Source organism: Pseudomonas sp. 14P5.3.2 (assembly GCF_057799175.1).
The window spans coordinates 24156-47824 of record NZ_JBYOKU010000001.1 but is presented as its reverse complement, the minus strand read 5'-3'; the positions used below and the strand labels follow the sequence as shown (position 1 = coordinate 47824).

Here is a 23669-nt window from a genome sequence, read left to right as displayed (position 1 = left end):
TGATACGACCGTGCGGTCACTCAGAGGTTGCGTCGGATATGCCGTTTTCCTGGATTGGCAGACAAACGCGAAACAGGGCGCCTTCGTTGATTTGACTCTCGACGACGATGGAACCGCCATGGGCGGCGACGATCTGCTCGGAAATGAACAGACCCAGCCCGAGACCAGCCACTACCGTCTTGGCGGAAACCCGTTCGAACTGTTGGAAAATACGCTTCTGGTTCTCTTCACTGATACCGATGCCATGGTCCTGAACCTCGATCCTCGCCTCGTCGCCCTCACGGTACACGCGCACCTGAATCGGACTGCGGCCACCGTAGCGCAAGGCATTGGTCAGCAGGTTGGACACCACCTGTTCGATACGGAACTCGTCCCAATGACCCACCACCGGCTCTGGCGCGGTGAAGCTGACTTCAGTCTCGGCGGCCTCCATCTGCTGCGCGAAATTCTGCAGCAGGTTGGCCACCAGTTGCGACAAATCGAAACGATTCGGCCGGATCGACAGCTTGCCGGTGCGGATGCGCGAAACGTCGAGCATGTCTTCGATCAGCCGGATCAGGCTTTTGATCTGGCGCTCGTCGCGATCGACCATCGCGTGCATTTTGTCGAGGGTAAACGCAGCGGCGTTGTCCCGTGCCAGATGCATCTTGCGCAATTGGGTCTCGAGTATCAGGCCATTGAGCGGCGTGCGCACTTCGTGGGCGACGATTGACATGAAGTCATCGCGCATCCGCACCGCCTGCTCCAGCTCCAGTTGCGTGCTCTGCAGTTGCTGCAGCAGCGCTTCCTGCTCGCGGCGCGCCTGCTCAAGGGCTTCGACCTGTTGCTTCATGGCCTTGCTCTGACGGTACAGGTCGACGAATACGTTGACCTTGCTCTTCACCGCGTGGATATCCAGCGGCTTATGCAGGAAGTCCACCGCACCACTTTCATAGCCCTTGAACGCGTAGTTCAATTCGCGGCCGGCGGCGCTGACGAAAATGATCGGAATGTTCTTGGTTTTCTCGGTGCCGCGCATCAACTCGGCGAGTTCGAAGCCGTTCATACCCGGCATCTGTACGTCGAGGATGGCCATGGCGAACTCGTGTTGCAGCAGCAGCGAAAGTGCTTCATCCGCCGACAGCGCCTTGTAGACGGTGCGGTCCTCGCGCTTGATCAGCGCTTCGAGGGCCAGCAGGTTTTCCGGCAGATCGTCGACGATCAGCAATTTGGCCTGGATATTACTCAGCATGCGATTCGTTCCAGCTCGACAAGCAGACGGCCGATGCCGTGAATGGGTAGGACATGGTCGGGCTGCTGAAGCTTGAGTGCAGCCTTAGGCATGGTGGCGACCTGTGCATCTTCTGGGTCTTGAACGATGGTCAGTCCGCCGCGCTGCTTGACTTGCGCCAGGCCGCGAGCGCCATCGTGATTGGCGCCGGTCAGCAACACGGCGGCCAGTGTTTCGCCGTAAGCGTCGGCGGCGGATTCGAACAGGTAGTCAATCGACGGTCGGGAATGGTGCACGCGGTCTTCAAGGCTCAGCGACAGACTGCGATCCTGCTCGACCGACAGGTGATAACCGGGTGTAGCGAAGTAAACCGTGCCGGGGACGATGTCCTGCTTGTCCGTCGCCTCCTGCACCGGCAGCATCAGCCGCCGCTCAAACACCTCGGCCAACAGGCTGCGGCGCTCTTCCGGCAGATGCAACACGACAATGATCGGCAACACGTAGCCCTTGCGCAGCGGCGCGAGCAGGGTCAGTAGTGCTTCGACACCACCGGCCGAAGCACCAACCACGATGGCCTCGACGCGAGGCAAATCAACGGCATCGTTCATAATTTGCGGTAGATCCGTTCTTGTTTGACCAGCGGTTCGAACTGATTCGAGTAGTTGGAAAAGTCCAGCGTCTCTTTGCTGCCCAGTACCAAAAAGCCACGGTGGCATAGCGATTCGTGAAACAGACCGAAGGCACGGTCCTGAAGTTTCTTGTTGAAGTAAATCAGTACGTTGCGACAGGAAATCAGCTGCGTTTCGGAGAACACGCTATCAGTCGCGAGACTGTGGTCGGCGAAGGTCACGTTCTCGCACAGGCTCTTGTCGAAGATCGCGTAGCCGTAAGCAGCGGTGTAGTAATCGGCAAAGGAACGCTGACCGCCGGCCTGCTGGTAATTGGCGGTGTAGGCGCGGACGTTCTCCATGGAGAAAATCCCCTGCTTGGCCTTGTCCAGCGAGCGCGGGTTGATGTCAGTGGCGTAGATGATCGTGCGGTCGAGCAGGCCTTCCTCGCGCAGCAGAATCGCCATCGAATACACCTCCTCACCCGTGCTGCACCCGGCGATCCAGATCTTCAGCGACGGATAGGTGCGCAGCAGCGGCACCACTTCCTTGCGGATCGCCAGAAAGTGCGATGGATCGCGAAACATCTCGCTGACCGGGATCGTCAACAACTGCAGCAACTGCATGAACGCGGTCGGATCGTGCAGCACTTTCTCCTGCAAGGCCGAAATGGTTGCGCATTCGAACTGGTTCAAGGCGTGCTGCACCCGGCGCTTGATCGAAGCGCCGGAGTAATCGCGAAAATCGTAGCTGTATTTGAGGTAGATAGCCTCGATCAACAACCGCAATTCGATTTCGCTGTTGCGCTCCAAAGAGTGACTGCTTTCCACTAAATGCGTTCCATCTTCGGTAACCACACGCGAATCAACGAGAACAGGCGATCCAGGTCAATGGGCTTGGCCAGGTAATCATTGGCGCCCGCCTGCAGGCAGCGCTCCTGATCGTCCTTCATGGCCTTGGCCGTCACCGCAATGATCGGCAGCTTGCGCCAGCGCGGGTCCTTGCGGATTTCAATGGTGGCTTCAAAACCATCCATTTCCGGCATCATCACGTCCATCAGCACCAGATCGATGTCCTCGACTTCATTCAACTTATCAATCGCCTCACGACCATTTCGGCCGATCACCACGACTGCGCCCTTATGCTCCAGCGCGCTGGTCAGGGCGAAGATGTTGCGCACATCATCGTCCACCAGCAGCACCTTGCGCCCCTCAAAAACCTTGTCGCGGCTGCGCGCAGTCTTGAGCATCTTCTGCCGCTCATGGGACAACTGCGATTCGACTTTGTGCAGAAAGAGTGTCACTTCATCAAGCAGACGTTCCGGCGAACGTGCGCCCTTGATGATGATCGAGCGCGAATACTTGCGCAGCTCGGCTTCTTCATCGCGGGTCAGGTTGCGTCCGGTGTAGACAATCACCGGCGGGAACGAGCAGATGTCCTCGGTAGACATGCGCTTGAGCAGATCGTTGCCGAGCATGTCCGGCAATTTCAGGTCGATCACCATGCAGTCGTAGATCGTAGTGCGCAGTTTCTCCAGCGCATCCTGCGCCAGACCGACGGCGGTGATCTCGATGTCATCGTCGCCGATCAGGCGGGCAATGCTTTCGCGCTGCAGATCGTCATCTTCGACCAGCAGCACGCGTTTGACCTTCTGGGTCAGCTTGGCTTCGAGACGGGCGAACACGTCCTTGAGCTCTTCGCGGGTGGTCGGCTTGACCGCATAACCGATCGCGCCCATGTGCATCGCGGCCTCAACGCGGTCTTCAACCGAGATCACGTGCACCGGGATGTGCCGGGTTTCGGCGTGTTCTTTCAGACGCTGCAGCACGGTCAGACCGGAGTGGTCCGGCAGGCGCATATCGAGCAGGATCGCGTCCGGCACGAACTCGCGGGCCAGGTCATAACCTTCATCCGCTCCGTGAGCCACCAGGCACTGATAGCCCAGTTCGTGGGCGAGGTCGTAAAGGATGTGGGCAAAATTCGGCTCGTCTTCCACCACCAGAATGCAGCGCGTAGCGAACGGCGCCTTGCCACGGTCATCGGCAAAACGCGGGATATGCACCGGCGCCATAGGCGATACGCTTGCCGGTGGCAGTGCAACCGGCACCGGAATCGACGCCGGCGCAGTGAAGGTCAACGGGGCCGCGGGGCTGTCACCCGGCTCGCTGTATTGCTGCGGCAACACCAGAGTGAACACACTGCCCTGCCCCGGCGCGCTGCTGACGCTGATCGAACCGCCGAGCAATGCCGCCAGATCCCGCGAGATCGACAGGCCCAGACCGGTGCCGCCGTACTTGCGGTTGGTCGTGCCGTCGGCCTGACGGAATGCTTCGAAGATGCTTTCCTGCTGATCCGCGGCAATACCGATCCCGGAATCGCGCACGATGAACGCAATGCGCTCGTCCGGCTGACTGGCGATGGTCAGACTGACCGCGCCGTGTTCGGTGAACTTCACGGCATTGGACAGCAGGTTTTTGATCACCTGTTCCAGACGCTGGCGGTCGGTGTACAGCATGATCGGCGCATCCGCCTGCAACTCGACGCTGAAAGACAGTTGCTTCTCCGCTGCCAGCGGTTCGAACACGCTGCGCAGGCCATCGGCCAGACGCGCGACGCTGGTGTTTTCCGGGATCACTTCCAGCTTGCCGGCCTCGACCTTGGAAATGTCGAGAATGTCGTTGATCAGGTTCAGCAGATCGTTGCCCGCCGAATAGATCGACTCAGCGAACTTGACCTGTTCGGCCGTCAGATTGTCCTGCGGGTTCTCCGCCAGCAACTTGGCGAGGATCAGCGAACTGTTCAGCGGCGTGCGCAGTTCGTGGGACATGTTGGCGAGGAATTCGGACTTGTACTTGCTCGAGCGCTGCAGCTCTTCGGCGCGCTCTTCGAGCTGCACCTGGGCATGATTGAGTTCGGTGTTCTTCTGATCCATCGCATCGCGTTGCTCGGCCAGGGTCTTTGCCTGCTCGGCCAATTGCTCGTTGGTCTGCTCCAGCTCGACCTGCTGGGTTTCCAGATGCGCCTGCGACTCCTTGAGAATCCGCGACTGCTCTTCGAGTTCTTCGTTGGCAGTTTTCAGCTCTTCCTGTTGCACCTGCAACTCTTCGTTGAGCTGCTGGGTTTCGGCCAGCACTTCTTGCAGGCGCTGACGATAACGCGCCGCTTCGATCGAAGTGCCGATGTTGCCGGCAATCAGTTCCAGCAATTCGATATCGCGCTCGGTGAGTGGCCGTAAAAAGCCCAACTCGATCACGCCGTTGACCTGGTCATCATTAGTCGTCGGCACCACCAGCACGCTGCGTGGCAGCCCCTGACCCAGGCCCGAGCTGACTTTGAAGTAGTCGGCCGGCACCGAGTCCAGACGAATCAGTTGCCCCTGCTGGGCAACCTGACCAACAATGCCTTCGCCGCTATAGATCTGCTGATCCAGTTCTTCCTGCTCGCGGGAGAAGCCGTAGGACGCCACACGCTTGAGGCCGCCGTGTTCTTCGCGCACGTACAACGCCGCCACGGCGGTGCCCAGATATTGCGCGCAGAACTGCAAAATGTTGCGCCCCAGCAGGTTCAGCGTGAGTTGCCCCAGCACCTGCTCTGCCAGTTCGGTCTGGCCGCTGCGCATCCACGCCTGGCGCTCCAGACGCTCGGCGCTGGCCTGTTGCGCGGCGAGGTTGGCGCTGTAGCTGTCAGACAGGCGAATCAGATCGCGGCGACCGACATAGGCCAGCAAGCCGCTGATCCCGGCGATAAACAGCAGGTACAGGGTGATGCTCCAAATCGTGGTGCGGCGCACGTCTTCGTTGCGCGTGGTGCGCAACTGCTGCTCCATATCGATCACATCTTCGAATTGCTTGCGGATCTCGTCGGTCAGGCGCTTGCCACGCCCGGCCTTGACCGCGCCCCGGTAATCACCGCTGGAGCGCTGCAGATCGATCATCGATTGCGCGTAGTTGGCCCACTCGGTCTGCAATGCCTGCAGACGCCGCAGACGATCGGTCTGCACCGGGTTGTCGGCGGTCAGTTCCAGCAGGGTATTGAGCGCGACGTTGATCCGCGGCTTGGCGGTTTCATACGGGTCGAGGAAGTGTTCGTCGCCGCTGAGCAGGAAACCGCGCATGCCGGTTTCCAGATCAACGGTGAGTTTCACCGCTTCGTTGGCGTTATTGATCACCCGGTCGGTGTGTTCCACCCATTGGATCACCGACAGCAGATAAGTAATCAGAGACACAAAGAACACGGCGCTGAGCGCGCCAACGCCCAGCGGCAAGCCGATGTTGCGCGTCAGGAGTTTGCGAAACCGTGTTTCATCAATCGAAGACGGAGTGGACATGGGGCGGCCTTGTCGAACTGTCGAAACCCGTGAGTTTGCCCGAAAACGGCCGCATGGATCCATGTTTCTGACTGCTTTGGCAGCAATTTCCTACATTTTTCTGCGCTTCCCGAGCAACCAACCGTTATCCTTGCGCCGCGGATTGCAGCTAATCTTTTTTCCATCGAATCGGGAACTTGTGGCCATGCGCCACTTACTCATGCAAGAGCCCGGCATTTTCGACCGGTCGCCGTCCCGATTTCCTTTCTTGAGAGCACCACTATGTCCACCCCAGCACCTACCATCCTTGTAGTAGAAGACGACAACATCGTGCGCATGCTCATCGTCGACGTGCTGGAGGAGCTGGCGTTCAAGGTGCTGGAGGCGGACGACGGCGAGTCTGCGCTGAAGATTCTCGGGGATCAGAGCACGGTTATCGACTTGATGATGACCGACTACGGCCTGCCGGGCATGACAGGTAGTGAACTGGCCGGCAAAGCCCGTGAACTGCGCCCCGCCCTGCCGGTCCTGTTCGCCAGCGGTTACGCCGAAAACATCGACGTCCCCGCTGGCATGCACGTCATCGGCAAACCGTTCTCGATCGATCAGTTGCGTGACAAGGTCAAGGGCATTCTCTCTCTGAAGTAACCGTGAAGCGGGCTAAAGTCACCCTATGCTGAATTTAGCCCCTCCATATTCGGCTTCGAGCCTTGGCTCGTTGCCGTAGGTCTCGCCATCCGTTGGAATCAATGGATCCGCACCGCTACCGGCCTTTTTTGCAACATCCCGGCCGAATCCGTGACCGACGCCGTCCTGACTCGCCTGGATCGCCAGTCGCAGCGCCTGCGGATTGGGGATGAATTTACCCGCACTGTCGTATGCCCCGAGGATCAACCTTGGCGAGATATCGACGGCATAGTTGATTTCCAGCGGAGGCAGCATCTTGAGCCCGGTGTTCGGCCGAAATGCCAGCTCGGTGTTGGCGTACAAATGAAACCCCTCCAGTTGCCGGGCATCGATGAAATACGTGTGGCCGCCCTTGTCGCCGCCGTAGACAAAGGCTCCAGCACCATCCTTCTTGTAAAATGCCGACGTTGAAATGCCTGCGCCGTCCGGTGCCAACGCATCGTGCGCGCCGCCGTAGCCGCCCTTGAAACCATTGACCTGATTGAGGTCAGTGATGGGCGTGCGCTGGCGGAACCCCTCCTTGAAGACAATCGACGGATCACGGGTGTCGCCGCGAAAGGTGAAGCCTTGATACACAAAGCCCTTCTGCGGCCCCGCGTGGTGCACGAGCTGGGTTTGATCGGCGATCATTTGCGCGACACTCGGCCCGCCCGCCAGCTCTTGCAGTTGACCGGCGACCACCGCGCCTTTGGCCCGATCCGGTATCTCCTTGCCAGTCGTACTCGCCAAATGATGCGACAGACTTGCGCCCGGTCGACGTAACAGTGAGGGTCTGTTCGCTTGGGTCAGGGTATTGAGAATGCGCTGGCTCAAGCGTTTTTTCGCGGCGGCCGACAACGCTTTGCCGATCAGCCGCTCACCGATCGGGCCCGCGAGCTCGGCCAGTACGCCTATCGCGGCAGTGATGCGCAAGCGGTCGGTTTCAGCCGGGTCGTCGGCAATTTCCGCACGGATCAGATCGGTCGCCGCCGCACCGAGGCCCACCAGCATCGATACCAGAACCTTCACCGAGGTCGAGGCCAGCACACCGCTGCCGCCCCAGGGCATCGAAGCCGCCAGCGCCAGACATTGCAGGACATGCCCTGCGGCCTCGAGCGCCAGGTCGGTTATGCGCTCCTCCGAGGTCGACACCAGGGTGTCGATATCCGCCAGTGCGCGCTCGACCTGCAGCTCATACAAGCTGCGCCCGATGTCGTTGCTCGTGCGGAACACCAGCTCCCGATAGTGCGGCCGAGTCGCGAACAGCGGCATTTCCATGCCGCGATATTTGAAGTCCCTGACATGGGCCTGCTGCTGTGCCCGAAGCGGAACGCGCTTGAGCAACAACGTCTGCAGTTGCGCATTGTTTTCGAGAAACTTCCCGCGCGCGTCATGTCCGGACGGAAAGACAATGGCCTGCCGGTCTTCACCCAGAAAGAACAGAATGCCGTTGGACAGGTTGTCGGGACCAATAAACACCGCGTTATCCACCAGCAGGTTCGGGTCACTGTGCAGCAGCAACGTGCGCGCTGGCAGAGTCCCTCTGAGAAACGCGAAAGCGATATGACGGTCGTCGAGCGCGCGCTTCTCGTCCTTGATGAATTCGACCACCAGTTTGATCAGTTCCGTTCTCTTTAAATAGTAGCCAAACGCACGGGCGCCGGCGGGCAAGAGATGGTCCTTCACGTACTGTTTGAAATCGTCCTGGTAGTTGGCCTCAGAAAAGGCCTCGATCAACGCCTTGGGATAAAACTCAGGCCAGAGGATCTCCTTGTAACCATGTTCCTTCAGCACCACCAAATGATGATCGGTGCAAATCTCGGCCAGGGTGAAGTTTTTCTGGCGCCATTTGGCCGGTGCTTTTTCGGGTTTCAGCGAATCGCTGCGATTGACCGGGTCATGTTCCAGATACTTGACTGCAATCGTCGCGTCATAGGTGATCTGTGCCAGTTCCTTGGGTGCAGTGACCCACGCATGCGCCGTGTCTTCGATGCGGGTGCGGATGAAATAAGCCGGGTGAAAACTGGCAGGATCGGTCAGGGCGGCACAATGACTGGCAATCTTGTCGCCGAGTTCCTTGATATTCACCGAATCAATGAAGTCGGCCGGATCTTCTCCGTCAGGTACCTGCGTCAGCGCCTCTACGCGAGGTTCGTTCAAGTTGCTCTGAGTCCCCCAGGGATCAAGCAGCGCCAATAACCCGCAGTTCTCGCTTGCGGCTTGACCAAGATCAAAAACATCTGCATCCATTTTCATCCGTTAACTTTCCATATGAGGCCAGCAACCTATGCTGACTTGAATGTATCGAGCCGCAGGCAACATACCGATATAAGAGAGAAATATTAAATGAAGTTTCGTTAGCAACTTTTGCCAACATCCCGACAACATTCAAACTTTCAGAAACAGGCTCTTGCGGTCAGGTAACTCCGCCAACGCCTCAAGTCGGAAAACTCCCGTCTGTAAAACCCGGCATCAGATGTGGTCTAATTGCGACCCGTTTTTGTCCGCCTGTCTGTAAGGAACACCTGTCAATGACTGCATCGCCTGCCACCAAAGTTCTGGTCATCGGCTACGTCTGGCCCGAACCCCGCTCTTCGGCGGCCAGCGGGCATGTGATGCAGATCCTCGAGACCTTCCTGCAACAAGGCTGGGACATCACCTTCAGCAGCCCGGCGGGGCCCGGCGAACACAAGGCTGACCTGACTGGGCTGGGGATTCGGGAAGTACCGATCGAACTCAATAACAGCAGTTTTGACGCTTTCGTCAGTGAACTGGCCCCGGATATCGTCCTGTTCGACCAGTTCATGATGGAAGAGCAGTTCGGCTGGCGCGTCGAGAAACATTGCCCGAACGCCCTGCGAGTGCTGGAGACTTCCGACCTGCAAAGTCTGCGACATGCCCGTCACCAGCGGCTCAAGGAGCGCTTGAAGGACGATCCGGATAATCAGGATTTCAGCGCACTGTTTGCCCCGGCGCTGGGTGAAGAGTTCGAGTTGATGGCCGACACCGACCTGGCCAAACGGGAAATCGCCGCGCTGTATCGTTGTGACCTCAACCTGATGATTTCCGAAGTGGAAATCCAGTTACTGATCGAACAGTTCCAGGTGCCCCGGGACCTGTTGCACTGGTGCCCGTTGATGCTCGAACCACCGAGCGGCGCGTTCGTGCCCTTCGAGGATCGTGCGCACTTTCTGAGTATCGGCAATTTCCGTCACGCGCCGAACTGGGACGCCGTGCTGTGGATGAAGAACGCAGTCTGGCCGCTGATCCGCCAGCAATTGCCCGGTGCGCAGTTGCATATCTACGGTGCCTACACCCCGCCCAAGGCCACTGCACTGCACAATGCGGCGCAGGGTTTTCATGTGATGAACTGGGCCGAAGATGCGCTGCAAGTGATGTCGCAAGCCCGGGTTTGCCTGGCCCCCTTGCGCTTCGGTGCAGGGATCAAGGGCAAAATCGTCGATGCCATGCTCTGTGGCACGCCGAACGTCACCACCCCCATCGGTGCTGAGGGCATGAGCGGTGCGTTGCCGTGGCCCGGTGAGGTGGCGCTGTCGGCCCAGGCGCTGGCCGATGCGGCGGTCAGACTGCATGAAGACAAGTTGCGCTGGACCGACGCGCAACAGGCCGGCGTCACGTTGTTGCACGAGCGCTATCGGCACGCCATCCACGGTCCGGCATTGATTGAACGTCTGCAAGAATGCCGCGACAACTTGCCGGCCCTGCGCCGCGCTAACTTCACCGGCAGCATGTTGCGTCACCACTTGCACAAAAGCACCCAATACATGGCGCAATGGATCGAAGCAAAAAACCACAACAGTTAATTTTTCAGCATTGAACAAAGTACCTCAACACTTTGAAAAGAGTGTTGACTTGTACTTTCTCCGAGCAAGCCAAAGAATGTTTTTCGAACTGAAGCAACTATCTTTCGGGTCGTAAACTCTCAACTTTGTCTGCAACGGAATGCACCATGAATAATTACCCGTATAAAAACTGGATGACGACTGCGTCCGCCATCGACGCCTTGACCCTCGGCGAAGTTCTCTGGCCTGGCGCACATAACGCCGGGCTGGATTACGACTTCTCGTATCCGGCCTATCTCCAACCCGCAAAAAACTGGTTCGTCTGCCAGGATGGCCCGTTCATTCAGCAACTGAGTGAAGGTGTGCGCGCCTTCGACTTGCGCCTGCATTCGGACGAACACTGGCTGGGCATCAAGAAGTTTCATACCTTTCACGGCCTGAAACTGTTCCGCGGGCGCTCCCTGAGTGAACTGATCAAGAGCCTGGAAGTGTTCCTCGATGAGCACCCGGGCGAATTCGTCGTCCTCGACATTCATGAACTCAAGGGGGTCGACAACAAGCCTTTTGATTATCAGGGTTTCCATCAAGTCATCATGAATCATCTGGCGCCGCGACTGATCCCCCGGAGCAACAGCCACTTGACGCTCGGGCAACTCAAACAAGCCGATTCACGGCAACGAGTGGTGTTGGCCAGTGAATGGCATCCCGACTTCAATTCGCCGCTGTACTGGCCGAATATTCGTCATGAATGGAGCGGCAGTGACATCACGTCTCCCGAGCAACTCAAGCAACACATCACGAAAACCCTGGCCAACCCGCCGCGATCCGGCACCTTGTGGTCATTGTCCGCCACCAGTTACGGCGAACTGGCCGGCGTCAAACGAATTACCAACGAGCTCGATCAATGGTTTGGCCCGGACTCGGGATGGGCGCCCAAGTGCAGCATCATCAATGCCGACTTCATCGGTGGCACGCCACTGATCGAGTATTGCCAGCAGATCAACCACGCCAAAGGTCTCAGGAAGGCCCGGGGCTGAGACGCTGGCACTGGCCGGAGCGTGCGTGCATGATGGACGTCAACATGACAACAGAATGCATCGGACATGACCCGGGCCACCCGAATCACTGATCCCTCCTACGAGTTGATGGACGACCATAACGGCCTGTCCATCATTTACCGCCAGCACGGTTTTCCCTGTCCGCTGGTGCGCTGGCATTTCCACAAGGAATACGAACTGCACCTGATCGTCGCCAGCTCCGGCAAAGTGTTCATTGGCGACTACATCGGCAACTTCTACCCGCAAACACTGTTCCTCACCGGGCCCAATCTGCCGCACAACTGGATCAGCCAGGTGGCCGAAGACGAGGTGGTGGAAAAGCGCGACATGCTGGTGAACTTCACCGACGAGTTGTTCGAAGGCGGGCATCTGGTGTTTGCCGAACTCAAAACCCTGACCCCCCTGATGGAACGCGCGCAGTACGGTATCGAGTTTCGAGACAAGGACACGATCCGCCAGGCCATGACCCTGATGCAGCAGATCGCCGATACACGCGGCATTACCCGTCTCGGGTACTTTTTCATCCTGATGGAGCTGCTGGCAGCCACTGACGACTATCAATTGCTGTCCGGTGCCACCAACACACAACTGGCCGACGAGCACAATATCGACCGCACCAACCGCGCGGTGGATTACATCTTCAGCCACTACGCCCGCGAGCTGACCCTGGAAGAAGTCGCCGAGCATCTGGGGATGAAACCGACCTATTTCAGTCGTGTGTTCAAACAGGCCACCGGGCGCAACTTCATCGAATTCGTCAATCGCCTGCGCATCAGCAAATCCTGCGAATTGTTGGCCGATGGCGACAAACCGGTGACCGACGTGTGCTTCGAGTCGGGGTTCAACAACATTTCCAATTTCAATCGACGCTTCCAGCAACTCAAGGGCATGACGCCGTCACACTATCGACGCCTCGCCGTGCAGCGCCTGACTGAACAAAACCTCGGCTGATACCACCGCCCCCTGTAGGAGTAAGCCTGCTCGCGAAAGCGCTGTATCAGTCAACTGATCGGCAAACTGACACAGCGCTTTCGCGAGCAAGCCCGCTCCCAAAAAAAGCATCCGACGCGATGAAACCTGTACTGATTCAATAGCCCCTCCCCGCTGAAAACCCCTTCCCTGCATTTACTGCAATAAACCCCAGTGCAAAAAAGTATTGATTCGAGTGCGACGGATGATTTGTCAGCCCGTCGATTGAGGGCTGTAATCAGTGCACATTCTTCCTGCACAGGAAGACACAAAAACAATAACTGTCCTTCTGCCTCCCAACGGACGCAGAAAAGGAGTGCACGATGCAACTCACTGCAAAAGCTCTGCTTACCCTCACCTGCATGACCCTCAGCAGCGTCAGCCTTGGCGCCCAGACCCTGACCATCGCCACCGTAAACAACAGCGACATGATCCGCATGCAAAAACTCTCGAAAACCTTCGAGAGCGAGCATCCGGAGATCAAGCTCAATTGGGTGGTACTGGAAGAAAACGTTCTGCGTCAGCGCCTGACCACCGACATCGCGACCCAGGGCGGTCAGTTCGATGTGTTGACCATTGGCATGTACGAAGCGGCACTCTGGGGCGCCAAGGGCTGGCTCGAACCGATGAAGGATCTGCCGGCCACTTATGCCCTCGACGACGTGTTCCCGTCGGTGCGTGAAGGCCTGTCGGTCAAGGGTTCGCTGTACGCCCTGCCGTTCTACGCCGAAAGCTCGATCACCTATTACCGCACCGACCTGTTCAAGGATGCCGGGCTGACCATGCCTGAGCGCCCGACCTGGGAACAGATCGCCGGCTTCGCCGAAAAACTCACCAACAAGGATAAAGAGCAGTACGGCATCTGCCTGCGCGGCAAGGCCGGCTGGGGCGAGAACATGGCGCTGATCACCACTGTCGCCAATGCTTATGGCGCGCGCTGGTTCGATGAAAAATGGCAACCGGAATTCACCGGCCCGGAGTGGAAAAACGCGCTGAACTTCTACGTCGACACCATGAAGAAATCCGGCCCGCCGGGCGCCTCCAGTAACGGGTTCAACGAGAACCTGGCGCTGTTCAACAGCGGCAAGTGCGCAATCTGGGTGGACGCTTCCGTCGCTGGCTCGTTCGTCACCGACAAGACCCAGAGCAAGGTCGCCGATCACGTCGGCTTCACTTTCGCGCCGCATCAGGTTACCGATAAGGGCTCGGCATGGCTGTATTCGTGGGCGCTGGCAATTCCGACCAGCTCCAAAGCCAAGGATGCCGCCAAGGCGTTCAGTGCCTGGGCCACCTCCAAGGAGTACGGTGAACTGGTGGCCAAGACCGATGGCATCGCCAACGTGCCACCGGGCACCCGCGCTTCGACTTACAGCGACGCTTACATGAGCGCCGCACCGTTCGCCAAGGTCACGCTGGAGTCGCTGAAAGCGGCGGATCCGAGCAAACCGACGTTGAAACCGGTGCCCTATATCGGCATTCAACTGGTCACTATTCCTGAGTTCCAGGGTGTGGGCACCCAGGTCGGCAAGCTGTTCTCGGCGGCGCTGATCGGCCAGACCACGGTGGACCAGGCCCTGGCCGCCGCGCAGCAAACTACCGAACGCGAGATGAAGCGCGCCGGTTATCCCAAGTAACCGCTGAACGACTTGCTCCTGCCTCCTGTGGGAGCGGGCTTGCTCGCGAAAGCGGTGGGTCAGTGTCATGTGTATTGACTGACACGGCGCCTTCGCGAGCAAGCCCGCTCCCACAAGGGATCTCCATAGGTCTGTATGACTCGGTTGTGATCACCATGAATACTTCAACTGCCAAAGCCCACCTCGACCTGTCGCAACCCCAGCGCAAAGTCCGCGTACGCAATCCTGGCTGGTTTCTGGTCAGCCCGTCGGTGGCCCTGTTGCTGCTGTGGATGATCGTGCCGCTGGGCATGACCATTTACTTCTCGATGATTCGCTACAACCTGCTCGATCCGGGGGTGAACGAATTCGTCGGGCTGGAGAACTTCACCTACTTCCTGACCGACTCCGGTTTCCTGCCCGGCGCCACCAATACCCTGTTGCTGGTGGGCAGCGTGCTGTTGATCAGCGTGGTGTTCGGGGTGTTGATCAGCGCGTTGCTTGAGGCCAGCGAATTTCTCGGACGCGGCATCGTGCGGGTGATGCTGATTTCACCGTTCTTCATCATGCCCACCGTCGGTGCGCTGATCTGGAAGAACCTGATTTTCCATCCGGTGTCGGGAATCCTCGCCTACGTCTGGCGGCTGTTTGGCGCCGAACCGGTGGACTGGCTGGCGCACTATCCGCTGCTGTCGATCATCATCATTGTCTCGTGGCAATGGCTGCCGTTCGCGATCCTGATCCTGATGACCGCCATGCAGTCCCTCGACCAGGAACAGAAAGAAGCTGCACGCCTGGATGGCGCCGGTCCGGTGGCGATCTTCTGGCACCTGACCCTGCCACACCTGGCGCGGCCGATTGCGGTGGTGGTGATGATCGAAACGATCTTCCTGCTGTCGGTGTTCGCCGAGATTTTCACCACCACCAACGGCGGCCCCGGCTACGCCTCGACCAACCTTGCCTACCTGATCTACAACCAGGCGCTGGTGCAGTTCGACGTCGGCATGGCCTCGGCGGGCGGCTTGATTGCCGTGGTCATCGCCAACATCGCGGCGATCATTCTGGTGCGGATGATCGGCAAAAACCTGACTGACAAAGCCTGAGGCCTGCCATGACTCTTCAACAATCCCGCCGGCTGCAAAGCCTGCTGCTCGGCACCCTGGCCTGGGCCATCGCGATCGTGATTTTCTTCCCGATCTTCTGGATGGTGATGACCAGTTTCAAGACCGAAATCGACGCCTTCGCCACGCCGCCGCAGTTCATCTTCACGCCAACGCTAGAGAACTATCTGCACATCAACGAGCGCAGCGACTACTTCAGTTTCGCCTGGAACTCGGTGGTGATTTCCTTCAGTGCCACCGCGCTGTGCCTGCTGATCGCGGTGCCTGCCGCCTACTCGATGGCGTTCTATGAAACCCAGCGCACCAAGGGCACGTTGCTGTGGATGCTCTCGACCAAGATGCTGCCGCCAGTAGGCGTGCTGATGCCGATCTACCTGCTGGCCAAGAGTTTTGGCCTGCTCGATACACGCATCGCACTGATCGTGATCTACACCCTGATCAACCTGCCGATCGTGGTCTGGATGATTTACACCTACTTCAAGGACATCCCCAAGGACATCCTCGAAGCCGCGCGTCTGGACGGCGCCACCCTGTGGCAGGAAATGGTCCGCGTGCTGCTGCCGATTGCCAAGGGTGGGCTCGCTTCGACCGTGCTGCTGTCGCTGATCCTGTGCTGGAACGAGGCCTTCTGGTCGCTGAACCTGACCTCGTCGAAAGCCGCGCCTTTGACCGCGCTGATCGCCTCGTATTCAAGCCCTGAAGGCTTGTTCTGGGCCAAGTTGTCGGCGGTCTCGACCCTGGCCTGTGCGCCGATCCTGATCTTCGGCTGGATCAGCCAGAAACAACTGGTACGCGGCTTGTCGTTCGGCGCCGTGAAATGAATCTCGCTCATTCGACACTCTCCCCTGTGGGAGCGGGCTTGCTCGCGAAAGCGGAGTGTCATCCAACAATGATGGTGCCTGACACGGCCCCTTCGCGAGCAAGCCCGCTCCCACCAAAAGCTTGCCCGGCGCAATTGAATTAACTTAAGCGGAGGCCCATCACCATGGCCAACCTGAAAATCAAGAATCTGCAAAAAGGCTTCGAAGGTTTCTCCATCATCAAGGGCATCGACCTTGAGGTGAACGACAAGGAATTCGTGGTCTTCGTCGGCCCGTCCGGCTGCGGCAAATCGACCCTGCTGCGGCTGATCGCCGGGCTGGAAGAAGTCAGCGGCGGCACCATCGAACTCGATGGCCGCGACATCACCGAAGTCAGTCCGGCCAAACGCGATCTGGCGATGGTGTTCCAGACCTACGCGCTGTACCCGCACATGACCGTGAAGAAAAACATGTCGTTCGCCCTCGACCTGGCCGGCGTTCCGAAAGCCGAAGTCGAGAAAAAGGTCGGTGAAGCGGCGCGCATTCTCGAACTTGGGCCGATGCTGGAGCGCAAGCCAAAACAACTGTCTGGCGGCCAGCGGCAACGGGTCGCCATCGGCCGGGCCATCGTGCGCAATCCGAAGATCTTCCTGTTCGACGAACCGCTGTCCAACCTCGACGCTGCGCTGCGCGTGCAGATGCGTCTGGAGCTGCTGCGTCTGCACAAAGACCTGCAAGCGACAATGATCTACGTGACCCACGATCAGGTCGAAGCGATGACCATGGCCGACAAGGTCGTGGTGCTCAATGGCGGCAAAATCGAGCAGGTCGGCTCGCCGCTGGACCTCTATCACAACCCGGCCAACCTGTTCGTCGCCGGTTTTCTGGGCACGCCGAAAATGGGTTTCCTCAAGGGCAAAATCGCCCGTGTCGACAGCCAGACCTGCGAAGTCTCGCTGGATGCCGGCACGCGCATCACCCTGCCGTTCAACGCCGCCAACCTGAGTATCGGCAGCGCCGTGACCCTGGGCATTCGCCCGGAACATCTGGAACTGGCGCAACCGGGTGACTGCACCCTGCAAGTCACCGCCGACGTCAGTGAACGTCTGGGCAGCGACACCTTCTGCCACGTCACCACCAGCGCCGGCGAAGCCCTGACCATGCGCGTGCGCGGTGACCTCGCGAGCCGCTACGGCGAACAACTGAACCTGCACCTGGACGCCAGCCATTGCCACCTGTTCGACGCCAATGGCGTGGCGCTGACCCGCCCGCTGCGTGCGGCGGCCTGAATTTCGAGACTTGCCCGATGAAACTGAATAAACAAAACCTGCATCGCCTCGCTCCCGAGGTGCAACTGCCGGCCTACAGCCTCAGCGACACCCGACAGGGCATCGCACACATTGGCGTCGGCGGCTTTCACCGCGCGCATCAGGCGTACTACACCGATGCACTGATGAACACCGGTCAGGCACTGGACTGGGCGATCTGCGGCGTCGGCCTGCGCGCTGAAGACCGCCGCGCCCGTGACGACCTGAAGGAACAGGACTACCTGTTCACCCTATTCGAACTCGGTGACAGCGACGACACCGAGGTGCGGGTGATCGGCGCGATCCGCGACATGCTCCTCGCCGAAGACGGCGCGCAGGCGCTGATCGACAAACTCGCCGATCCGCAGATCCGCATCGTCTCGCTGACCATCACCGAGGGCGGCTACTGCATCGACGACAGCAACGGCGAGTTCATGGCGCATCTGCCACAGATTCAGCACGATCTGACGAATCTGCAAACGCCGAAAACCGTGTTCGGTTTCCTCTGCGCCGCGCTGGAAAAACGTCGTGGCGCGGGCACGCCGGCGTTCACCCTCATGTCCTGCGATAACCTGCCGCACAACGGCGCGGTCACCCGCAAAGCCCTGCTCGCCTTCGCCACCCTGCGTGACCAGGGGCTGAGCGACTGGATCGAGCAGAACGTCAGTTTTCCCAACGCCATGGTTGATCGCATCACGCCGATGACCAGCACCGCGCATCGCCTGCAACTGGCCGACAAACACGCGGTGGACGATGCCTGGCCAGTGGTCTGCGAGCCGTTTGTGCAATGGGTGCTGGAAGACAAATTCGTCAACGGTCGCCCGGCCTGGGAACAGGTCGGCGTGCAGTTCACCGATGACGTTTCGCCCTACGAAGAAATGAAGATCAAACTGCTCAATGGCAGCCACTTGGCGTTGACGTATCTGGGTTTTCTGAAGGGCTACCGCTTCGTTCACGAAACCATGAACGACCCGCTGTTCGTGCGCTACATGCGTGCGTACATGGACCTCGACGTCACCCCACAACTGGCGCCGGTACCGGGCATCGATCTGACCGACTACAAAAATACGCTGGTCGCGCGCTTCTCTAATCAGGCGATTGCCGATCAGCTGGAACGGGTGTGTTCAGACGGCTCGTCGAAGTTTCCCAAGTTCACCATTCCGACGATCAACCGCTTGATTGCCGATGGTCAGGAAACCAGGCGTGCGGCGCTGGTGGTGGCGGCCTGGGCGCTGTATCTGAAGGGCGTCGACGAGAACGGCGATACCTATGCGATTCCTGATCCGCGGGCGGAATTTTGTCAGGGGCTGGTGGCCGATGATGCGCTGATTACCCAGCGGTTGCTGGCGGTCGAGGAAATTTTCGGCACGACGATTCCGCGTTCGGCGGAGTTTGTCGCGGCGTTCGAGTGGTGCTGCAACAGCTTGCGTGAGGTGGGGGTTTCGCGGACTTTGGAGCGGGTTTTGGCCTGAGTTCAGCGGTGAAACCACCGACGCCTTCGCGAGCAAGCCCGCTCCCACAGGGAAACGCGTTTCAAAATGTGGGAGCGGGCTTGCTCGCGAATGGCAGCCTCACCCTGGCAAACCTGACACCCTGAGGACCTCACTGTGACCACCCGACAACTCTTCCTCGGCATCGACTGCGGCACCCAGGGCACCAAGGCGATCATCCTTGATGCCGCCAGCGGTCAGGTGCTCGGCGAAGGCGCCGCTACCCACACGATGATCAGCGGCGCCAACGGCCGGCGCGAGCAGGACACTCAACAGTGGCTGGACGCCTTCGCCCTCGCCACCCGCCGCGCCTTGCTCGCCGCCAATATCGACGGTCAGGCGATTCTCGGCATCGGCGTCTCCGGTCAGCAACACGGCCTGGTGCTGCTCGACGATCAGGGCCAGGTGCTGCGTCCGGCCAAGCTGTGGTGCGACACCGAAACCACTGATGAAAACGACCGCTTGCTCAAACACCTCGGCGGCGAAAAAGGCTCACTGGAACGCCTCGGCGTGGTCATCGCGCCGGGCTACACCGTGTCGAAACTGCTCTGGACCAAAGAACAACACCCGGAGGTGTTCTCGCGTATCGCGCGCATTCTGCTGCCCCACGATTATCTGAATTACTGGCTCACCGGCCGCGCGTGCAGCGAATACGGCGACGCCTCCGGCACCGGCTATTTCAATGTGCGCAGCCGCCAGTGGGACTTGCAACTACTGCGTGACATTGACGCCACGGGTCGCCTGCAAGCGGCGCTGCCGGAGCTGATCGACGCGCATCAGGCGGTCGGCACGCTGCTGCCTTCGATTGCCGAACAGCTCGGCCTCAACCCGAATGCACAGGTCTCCAGCGGCGGTGGCGACAACATGATGGGCGCCATCGGCACCGGCAACATTCAGCCGGGTGCGATCACCATGAGCCTCGGATCCTCCGGCACGGTGTACGCCTATGCCGCAGCGCCGAAGGTCAGCGCGGATGCCTCGGTCGCCACGTTCTGTTCGTCCAGCGGTGGCTGGCTGCCGCTGAACTGCACCATGAACCTGACCAACGCCACCGGCGCAATCCGCGAACTATTCAACCTCGACCTGGAGCAATTCAATCAACTCGTGGCCCAGGCGCCGATCGGTGCCGAAGGCGTGAGCATGCTGCCGTTCCTCAACGGCGAACGCGTCCCCGCCCTGCCCCAGGCCACCGGCAGCCTGCACGGCTTGACCTTGAACAACCTGACCCAGGCCAACTTGTGTCGCGCCGTGGTCGAGGGCACCACCTTCGGTTTGCGTTATGGACTGGATCTGTTGCGCCACAATGGTTTACAAAGCCGCAGCATTTGCCTGATCGGCGGCGGTTCGAAAAGTGCGGTGTGGCGGCAGATCGTCGCCGACATCATGAACACCCCGGTGATCTGCACGGAACACAGCGAAGCCGCAGCCCTTGGCGCGGCGATTCAGGCGGCGTGGTGCAAATCATGGTCGAACGGCCACGAGGACACTTTGGCCGATCTGTGCCAGCGCTGCGTAAAACTCGATCTGCACAGTGAAACCCTGCCGGTTGCCGCCAATGTCGCGGCGTTCCAGCAGGCCTATGAACGCTATCAACAGCATGTCGCAACCCTATAAAGAGCAAACAATTATGTATTTGGTGTGTGGCGAAGCTCTGTTCGATTTCTTCAGCGAAGACGATGCCAGCGGTCTGGCCTCGAAGGTGAATTTCAAGGCGATTGCCGGTGGCTCGCCGTTCAACGTCGCGGTCGGCTTGCGCCGTTTGGGCGTGGATTCGGCGCTGTTTGCCGGGCTGTCTACCGACTATCTCGGCCGGCGTTTGCAGCAGGTGCTGCAGGATGAAGGCGTGCGTGCGGACTACTTGATCGACTTCGCCGCGCCAACCACGCTGGCGATGGTCGCGGTCGGCGCCAACGGTTCGCCGCATTACAGCTTTCGCGGCGAGGGCTGCGCCGATCGCCAGTTGAGCCTCGCCCATCTGCCGCAGTTGAGCACCGAAGTACGCGGCCTGCACATCGGCTCGTTCTCGCTGGTGGTGCAGCCGATCGCCGACACCTTGCTGACGCTGGTGCAGCGTGAAAGCGGCAAGCGGTTGATCACCCTCGACCCCAACGTGCGCCTCAACCCGGAGCCGAACATCGACCTGTGGCGCGAGCGCGTGGCGACCCTGGTGCAACTGGCCGACATGATCAAGGTCAGCGACGAAGACCTGAGCCTGCTGTACCCGGAACAGGATCCACAACGCGTCATCGAAGGCTGGCTGCAGCATCGCTGCCAGTTGGTGTTCCTGACCCGTGGCGGCGAAGGCGCAACGGTATTCAGTCGCGCTCACGGTTCATGGTCGGTACCAGCGGTTTCAGTGAAAATCGCCGATACCGTCGGCGCCGGCGATACCTTTCAAGCCGCGCTGATCACCTGGTTGACTGAACAGGGGCTGGACTCGGTCGAAGGGGTTCAAGCACTCAGCCGCGAGCAGATCGACACGATGCTCAGGTTTGCCGTACAGGCGGCCGCCCTGACCTGCAGCAAAACCGGTCCGGATTTGCCCTATCGTCAGCAGTTGAGGTGAGCGCGTAAACTGTCGCCCTTTTTGCGCGCATGGGGATGACGGTTTGATTTCGGGGCGGACGGCGGGACTTTTGATACTGGCAGGATTACTCAGCGGCTGCGGCACCTCGCCGCCACGTTCGCCGGAAGACATCTGCGCAATCTTCCGCGAAAAAAGCGACTGGTACGACGCCGCGCAAGTCACGCAAAAGCGCTGGGGCGTACCGATCCAGGTGCCCTTCGCGATCATGTATCAGGAGTCCGGCTATCGCTACGACGCCAAGACGCCGCGCAAATACCTGCTGTGGGTGATCCCGTGGGGCCGGGTCACCACCGCGTCGGGCTACGCCCAGGCCAAGGATGAAGTCTGGTCCGACTACCAGAAAAGCACCGGCCGACACGGCGCCGACCGCGAAGACTTCGACGACGCCATCGACTTCGTCGGCTGGTACATGGACAAGACCACTTCGATCAACGGCGTGTACAAGTACGACGCCTACAACCAATACCTGAACTACCACGAAGGCTGGGGCGGTTTCCGCAACAAGACCTACGCCAGCAAGGCCTGGCTGATGCCGACTGCACGCAAGGTGCAGACGCGTTCCGACGTGTATGCGCGGCAGTATGCCGGGTGCAAGGACGATCTGAATCGCGGCTTCTGGAGCCGGTTCTGGCATTGGTTGTAGTGGTGCCTGCAAAGACGCCTTCGCGAGCAAGCCCGCTCCCACATTGGATCAGCCGTGAACACAGATTTTGTGCTCCGCGCTGATCCCCTGTGGGAGCGGGCTTGCTCGCGAAAGCGGTCAACCAGCCACTGCAGCTCTAACCGTTACAACACCGAAAAGTTGTAACTCACAATCAGCCGGGTCTCATCCACATCCCGCGCAAACTTTTCATAGTTGGTGCGGTACGTCGCATTGCGCAGACGCAGGCTCACATCCTTGAACGTGCCCGTCTGGATCACGTACTTCAGCTCGCTGTCGCGTTCCCACTCTTTGCCTTCCTGATCGCTGCCCGGCACCTTGATGTGATCACCGTTGACATAGCGGGTCAGGAAGCTCAAACCGTTGATGCCGATGGCCTTGAAGTCATAGTCATAACGCAGCTGCCAGGAACGTTCCTGCGCCGCGGCGAAGTCGTTGACCTGCACGTAGTTGACCAGATACGGATTGCTGCCATCGAGGTACGGCATCGAATTGTCGCCGTTCATGCGCTGCCAGCCGGCGCTGAAGGTGTGGCCGCTGATGCCATAGGAAAGCATGCCGCTCAAGGCGCGGTTGTCGATCGAACCGGCACGCTCCGCACCGCTGTCGGCACTCTTGATCACACGCAGATCGGCCTTCAGCACGCCGTCGCCCAGCGGCTGATTGCCGAGCAACCCAATGAAGTGCTGACGGTAGATGTCTTCCAGTTCCGCGTAGTGATACTGCGCGGTCAGGCGATCGTTGATCTTGTAGTCGATGCCGTACATGTCGAAATGATCGGCAGTGGTGTTACAGGCGTAGCGCTTGTTCTTGCAGTGCACGCGGATGTCTTGTGAGTCGGTGGAATCGCGCGCGGTGTACTTGTCCAGACGCGCGGCCATGAAGGTCAGGTTCTTCACTTCCTTAGAGGTCAGCATCGCACCGTTGAACATGGTCGGCAGCAAGCGACCGTCGTTGTACTTGAGCAGCGGCAGGTCCGGCAGCAGCGCGCCATATTTCAACACCGTGTCCGAGACCTTGACCTTGGCGGTCAGGCCCATTTTTGCGTACTGGCCCTTGGAGCCGCGCGGGTTGTCGCCGCTGGACGGCAGCAAGCCGCTGTTGCTGCGATCAGGGCTGGAATCGAGCTGGAAGCCGAGCATGCCCAGCGCATCGATACCGAAGCCCACCGTGCCCTCGGTGTAACCCGATTGCAGATTGAGAATAAAGCCCTGAGCCGACTCTTCACGCTTGGAAGCGCCCTGCTCGTTGGAGGTGTGCCCATCACGGAAATCGCGGTTGAAATACACCGTGCGCGATTCGATTTTCGCCGTGGTGTCTTCGAGAAAACCGCTGGCCTGAGCCTGCGCGGCAAAACCGGCGCACAGCACAACGGCGCCGAAGCCAAACGAGTGGCGCGGGGTGATGAGGGGAAATGGGGGACGCATGAAAAACTCCAACAGTACAGCGTTTGCGCCGGGGCGCAGTTAG

At 59.5% G+C, this 23669-nt stretch carries 18 protein-coding genes; 12 read left to right on the top strand and 6 right to left on the bottom strand.

The genetic code is table 11. From position 1 onward, the window contains the following. Nucleotides 1-16: 16 nt before the first annotated feature. Genes AC27VU_RS00220 through AC27VU_RS00205 form a run of 4 tightly spaced genes read right to left on the bottom strand, consistent with a single transcriptional unit; the run spans nt 17 to nt 6145 of the window. Nucleotides 17-1231, bottom strand: a complete 1215-nt coding sequence (locus tag AC27VU_RS00220) for a hybrid sensor histidine kinase/response regulator (protein ID WP_488723112.1) — start codon at nt 1229-1231, stop codon at nt 17-19. Next, the gene (locus AC27VU_RS00215) at nt 1225-1818 is read right to left on the bottom strand and encodes a chemotaxis protein CheB (protein WP_488723111.1); all 594 of its coding nucleotides are present in this window, start codon (nt 1816-1818) and stop codon (nt 1225-1227) included. Before AC27VU_RS00215 ends, AC27VU_RS00220 begins: the two co-directional genes overlap by 7 nt. Next, a complete protein-coding gene (locus AC27VU_RS00210) occupies nt 1815-2648 on the bottom strand; it encodes a CheR family methyltransferase (RefSeq protein ID WP_103521378.1) in 834 nt (277 codons plus the stop codon). The genes AC27VU_RS00215 and AC27VU_RS00210 overlap by 4 nt, the downstream gene beginning before the upstream one ends. Beyond that, entirely contained in the window at nt 2648-6145 is a 3498-nt protein-coding gene (locus tag AC27VU_RS00205) for a response regulator (protein WP_262141769.1), read from the bottom strand. Before AC27VU_RS00205 ends, AC27VU_RS00210 begins: the two co-directional genes overlap by 1 nt. Before the next feature lie 261 nt (nt 6146-6406). On the opposite strand from AC27VU_RS00205, the gene AC27VU_RS00200 reads away from it, so the two are divergent. After that, on the top strand, nt 6407-6772 hold the full coding sequence (locus tag AC27VU_RS00200) for a response regulator (RefSeq protein WP_488723110.1): 366 nt from the start codon (nt 6407-6409) through the stop codon (nt 6770-6772). 18 nt (nt 6773-6790) lie between these two features. Here the strand turns inward: AC27VU_RS00200 and AC27VU_RS00195 are convergent, their stop codons facing one another. Next, a complete protein-coding gene (locus AC27VU_RS00195) occupies nt 6791-9046 on the bottom strand; it encodes a hypothetical protein (protein WP_488723109.1) in 2256 nt (751 codons plus the stop codon). Between the two features lie 275 nt (nt 9047-9321). Here AC27VU_RS00195 and AC27VU_RS00190 point away from each other — a divergent pair, with 275 nt between their 5' ends. From AC27VU_RS00190 to AC27VU_RS00140, 11 genes are all read left to right on the top strand, one after another. After that, nucleotides 9322-10614, top strand: a complete 1293-nt coding sequence (locus AC27VU_RS00190; RefSeq protein ID WP_103483525.1) for a glycosyltransferase — start codon at nt 9322-9324, stop codon at nt 10612-10614. A gap of 146 nt (nt 10615-10760) precedes the next feature. Further along, nucleotides 10761-11630 (top strand): phosphatidylinositol-specific phospholipase C domain-containing protein, encoded by an 870-nt coding sequence (locus AC27VU_RS00185; protein ID WP_003225135.1) that lies wholly within the window; start codon nt 10761-10763, stop codon nt 11628-11630. 66 nt (nt 11631-11696) lie between these two features. Next, entirely contained in the window at nt 11697-12602 is a 906-nt protein-coding gene (locus AC27VU_RS00180; protein WP_488723108.1) for an AraC family transcriptional regulator, read from the top strand. 380 nt (nt 12603-12982) lie between these two features. Beyond that, on the top strand, nt 12983-14254 hold the full coding sequence (locus AC27VU_RS00175; protein WP_488723272.1) for an ABC transporter substrate-binding protein: 1272 nt from the start codon (nt 12983-12985) through the stop codon (nt 14252-14254). 155 nt (nt 14255-14409) lie between these two features. Beyond that, nucleotides 14410-15336, top strand: coding sequence for a carbohydrate ABC transporter permease (locus AC27VU_RS00170; RefSeq protein ID WP_003225141.1), 927 nt, complete (start codon nt 14410-14412; stop codon nt 15334-15336). Between the two features lie 8 nt (nt 15337-15344). Further along, a complete protein-coding gene (locus AC27VU_RS00165) occupies nt 15345-16175 on the top strand; it encodes a carbohydrate ABC transporter permease (protein ID WP_003225143.1) in 831 nt (276 codons plus the stop codon). Nucleotides 16176-16339: 164 nt separating this feature from the next. Next, nucleotides 16340-17443 (top strand): ABC transporter ATP-binding protein, encoded by a 1104-nt coding sequence (locus AC27VU_RS00160; protein WP_226499263.1) that lies wholly within the window; start codon nt 16340-16342, stop codon nt 17441-17443. A 17-nt stretch (nt 17444-17460) separates the two neighbouring features. Further along, a complete protein-coding gene (locus AC27VU_RS00155; RefSeq protein ID WP_488723107.1) occupies nt 17461-18933 on the top strand; it encodes a mannitol dehydrogenase family protein in 1473 nt (490 codons plus the stop codon). 135 nt (nt 18934-19068) lie between these two features. Next, nucleotides 19069-20565, top strand: coding sequence for a xylulokinase (xylB, locus tag AC27VU_RS00150; RefSeq protein ID WP_488723106.1), 1497 nt, complete (start codon nt 19069-19071; stop codon nt 20563-20565). Between the two features lie 13 nt (nt 20566-20578). After that, nucleotides 20579-21517: a carbohydrate kinase family protein gene (locus tag AC27VU_RS00145; protein WP_201137587.1), complete on the top strand. Its 939-nt coding sequence runs from the start codon at nt 20579-20581 to the stop codon at nt 21515-21517. A gap of 43 nt (nt 21518-21560) precedes the next feature. Beyond that, the gene (locus AC27VU_RS00140) at nt 21561-22181 is read left to right on the top strand and encodes a transglycosylase SLT domain-containing protein (RefSeq protein ID WP_103483530.1); all 621 of its coding nucleotides are present in this window, start codon (nt 21561-21563) and stop codon (nt 22179-22181) included. Between the two features lie 143 nt (nt 22182-22324). Here AC27VU_RS00140 and AC27VU_RS00135 read toward each other — a convergent pair whose 3' ends face one another. Continuing rightward, entirely contained in the window at nt 22325-23626 is a 1302-nt protein-coding gene (locus AC27VU_RS00135; protein ID WP_488723105.1) for an OprD family porin, read from the bottom strand. Between the last annotated feature and the right edge of the window lie 43 nt (nt 23627-23669).

What these genes read in the sequence shown, in the direction of transcription:
- AC27VU_RS00220 (WP_488723112.1), bottom strand. Translation starts at nt 1,231, where the DNA reads ATGCTGAGTAATATCCAGGCCAAATTGCTGATCGTCGACGATCTGCCG.
- AC27VU_RS00215 (WP_488723111.1), bottom strand. Translation starts at nt 1,818, where the DNA reads ATGAACGATGCCGTTGATTTGCCTCGCGTCGAGGCCATCGTGGTTGGT.
- AC27VU_RS00205 (WP_262141769.1), bottom strand. Translation starts at nt 6,145, where the DNA reads ATGTCCACTCCGTCTTCGATTGATGAAACACGGTTTCGCAAACTCCTG.
- AC27VU_RS00200 (WP_488723110.1), top strand. Translation starts at nt 6,407, where the DNA reads ATGTCCACCCCAGCACCTACCATCCTTGTAGTAGAAGACGACAACATC.
- AC27VU_RS00195 (WP_488723109.1), bottom strand. Translation starts at nt 9,046, where the DNA reads ATGAAAATGGATGCAGATGTTTTTGATCTTGGTCAAGCCGCAAGCGAG.
- AC27VU_RS00190 (WP_103483525.1), top strand. Translation starts at nt 9,322, where the DNA reads ATGACTGCATCGCCTGCCACCAAAGTTCTGGTCATCGGCTACGTCTGG.
- AC27VU_RS00185 (WP_003225135.1), top strand. Translation starts at nt 10,761, where the DNA reads ATGAATAATTACCCGTATAAAAACTGGATGACGACTGCGTCCGCCATC.
- AC27VU_RS00180 (WP_488723108.1), top strand. Translation starts at nt 11,697, where the DNA reads ATGACCCGGGCCACCCGAATCACTGATCCCTCCTACGAGTTGATGGAC.
- AC27VU_RS00175 (WP_488723272.1), top strand. Translation starts at nt 12,983, where the DNA reads ATGACCCTCAGCAGCGTCAGCCTTGGCGCCCAGACCCTGACCATCGCC.
- AC27VU_RS00170 (WP_003225141.1), top strand. Translation starts at nt 14,410, where the DNA reads ATGAATACTTCAACTGCCAAAGCCCACCTCGACCTGTCGCAACCCCAG.
- AC27VU_RS00165 (WP_003225143.1), top strand. Translation starts at nt 15,345, where the DNA reads ATGACTCTTCAACAATCCCGCCGGCTGCAAAGCCTGCTGCTCGGCACC.
- AC27VU_RS00160 (WP_226499263.1), top strand. Translation starts at nt 16,340, where the DNA reads ATGGCCAACCTGAAAATCAAGAATCTGCAAAAAGGCTTCGAAGGTTTC.
- AC27VU_RS00155 (WP_488723107.1), top strand. Translation starts at nt 17,461, where the DNA reads ATGAAACTGAATAAACAAAACCTGCATCGCCTCGCTCCCGAGGTGCAA.
- AC27VU_RS00145 (WP_201137587.1), top strand. Translation starts at nt 20,579, where the DNA reads ATGTATTTGGTGTGTGGCGAAGCTCTGTTCGATTTCTTCAGCGAAGAC.
- AC27VU_RS00135 (WP_488723105.1), bottom strand. Translation starts at nt 23,626, where the DNA reads ATGCGTCCCCCATTTCCCCTCATCACCCCGCGCCACTCGTTTGGCTTC.